The organism is Streptomyces sp. NPDC051909 (genome assembly GCF_040681095.1).
Lineage (GTDB): Bacteria > Actinomycetota > Actinomycetes > Streptomycetales > Streptomycetaceae > Streptomyces.
The window spans coordinates 1-2737 of sequence record NZ_JBFAYA010000078.1 but is presented as its reverse complement, the minus strand read 5'-3'; the positions used below and the strand labels follow the sequence as shown (position 1 = coordinate 2737).

The window sequence follows — 2737 nt, the reverse complement described above, 5'->3', positions numbered from 1 at the left end:
CCCAGCCACCTCATCCCCACCACCTACGACCACCTCCCCAACCTCCCCCTCAACACCAACGGAAAAATCGACCTGAGCGCCCTGCCCGTTCCGCGTCGTCAAGGTGTCGATGACTCCAGTGTCCTCACAGAGGGTCCTCGCACGCAGGTGGAAAGGACGGTTGTGGCGATATGGCGTAGTGTGCTGGGAACCTATCCTCGTGGCGTGAACGATGAATTCATCGCTGCTGGAGGAAGTTCTCTCGCGGCCATGCGGGTCATGTCGGCTATCGGCCGTCAATTCGGGGTGACTCTTCCGCTGTCTGCATTGCTACAGAAGGGAACCGTAGCCACTATCGCCGGTTTTATTGAGGAGACCATGATAGGTGGCAATTCGCGGCAATTGCCACAAATACGTGCGCGGGGCCCGCTGGATGCTCTGGCGCCCGCTTCATACGGACAGCGTGGCCTATGGTTCCTGGACAGGCTTCAGCCCGACAGCCGGGCCTACAATGAAATTTTGGCGCTGCGGCTGCGTGGCCCCTTGAAGCCTTCCATCCTGACACACGCGCTTCAAGACATCGTCGCCCGGCACGAGGCGCTCCGCACCAGCCTCATCATGTCTTCCGGGGGACTGCGGCAGCAGGTCCTGCCGGCGTCTACTTTGGAACTTGCCCAAGATGACCTGCGCGACGTGCCGGATCGTGATGTTGACTGCGTCACGGAATCTATCGTCCGTCGGATCGCACGAGAGCCCATCGATCTGATAGTCGGCCCTTTGTTCCGTGCCCATCTGCTGTGCCTGAGGAATGAGGAGCACGTACTGGTCCTCTCGATGCACCACAGCAGTATCGACGGTTGGTCAGCAGATGTTTTGTTTGAAGAGCTAGCACAGCTCTACGGCGCGTACGCCTCAGGCTCAGACATCAAGTTGCAAGCCATCACGGCGCAGTATGCGGACTTCGCGGTCTGGCAGCACGAACTCGTCTCCAACCGTCTGCTGGAGGACAGCCTGAACTACTGGCGCAAGCAGCTCGACGGCCTGTCGGCCCTATTGAAGATGCCGACGGACTACCCGAGACCCGAGCAACTCTCGGGGAACGGAGCCTTGGCTCGAGCGACCTTCGCCCCAGAACTGCTGCAGCGCATCGACAGCTTGGCTAGGGAGTCGGGGGTCACGCGCTACGCTGTGGTCCTTGCAGCATTGCATCTGCTGCTCTCGCGGTACTGCGGCACCGACGATGTGGTGGTCGGCGCCGCGTTCTCCGGGCGTGATCGGCCTGAGATTGCCCGATCCGTGGGCTACTTCATCAATATGCTGCCTCTGCGCGGCGACCTCTCGAACGATCCCACTTTCCGGACACTGGCGGTCAGAGCCCACGCGACGGTCGGTGAGGCATACGCCCATCAACTCGTTCCCTATAACGTGCTTACCGAAGCCCTTGAGCTGGGCAGCAGACTCGACAACCCGTTCCTCCAAGTATGTCTCATCCCAGAGGATGTGTACCGGCACGAGATGAGCTTTGCCGACATCCGGGCGTCATTTGAGTACTACGACACTGGAATCGCCAAGTCTGACATGGCCATCGCTTTGATCCCAGATCAAACTGGCGGTCTGCGGCTGACGGCCGAATACAGCACCGACCTATTCACCTCCGAATCCGCCGAGAGACTGCTAGAACACCTACGCACTATCCTTGAAGCCGCAGCACAGAGTCCCGATGACCCAGTGTCGCAACTTGGGATGCTGAGCAACAGTGAACATGATCAGGTGTGCGGCGGCTTCGACGGCATGCGGCTTCCCTCGGCGCGTACATTGAGTGTGCCGCAGCTCTTTGACGAGTGGGTTGAGCGCAGGCTGAAGGCTACCGCTTTGAGGGAAGGGCACCTCAGTCTGACGTACCGGGAGTTGGCGGAGCGTGCGAATCAGTTGGCGCACTATCTGCGCGGTCGCGGTGTTGCTCCGGGGGATCGTGTGGGTGTCTGTCTTCCCCGTTCCGCTGAGGCTGTTGTCTGTTTCCTCGCCGTGCTCAAGGCGGGAGCTGTATGCGTGCCTCTCGACCCGGACTATCCATCGAGACGTCTTGCACACATGCGGGCAGACGCCGGCCTGGTTCTCACCCTCACCGTCGACGAACTCGAGGCTGCTCAGGACGCGATCAACGCCTGCTCCACGGCACCGCCGACTTTCACCGCTCGTGGAGATGACACCGCATACCTCCTCTACACTTCTGGCTCAACAGGACAGCCCAAAGGCGTCCAGATACCGCACCGCAGCATCGTGAACCTGGCCAAGTATTGCGAATACACGGCGATCGGTCCAGGCACTCGTATGCTGCACATGGCTTCGATCTCCTTCGACATGGCACTATCCCAAATCTGGCTTCCCTTGCTGCGGGGCGGCGAAGTTGTTGTCGCTCCGTCCGGGCCGATGTCCCCTGACGAGCTCAGTGCTTTGCTACTGAGCGGCACCATCACGGACGCCATTTTCCCTTCGGCAGTGTTCCATCTGCAGACACAGTACGACCCCAAGTCCTTCGCTCGACTGCGATCGGTACAGGTGGGTGGTGAGGTTCTAGACCCGCGGCACACGGCTACGGTACTCCAGAGCAATCCAGGACTACGTGTGATCAACGCCTACGGTCCGACGGAAGCAACCGCGTTCGCGACGTATTTTGTGATGGGTGCGCCGGAGGATGTGTCCAGCCCGGTACCGATCGGGCGTCCCATCGCGAATGCTCGTATCCGTGTCCTCGATG

1 protein-coding gene is annotated in these 2737 nt (G+C 60.3%); it reads left to right on the top strand.

What is annotated here, in order from left to right; genetic code table 11:
- Positions 1 to 204: 204 nt before the first annotated feature.
- A partial coding sequence (locus AB0M18_RS36560) for a condensation domain-containing protein (RefSeq protein WP_365765715.1) occupies positions 205 to 2737 on the top strand: 2533 nt, incomplete at its 3' end.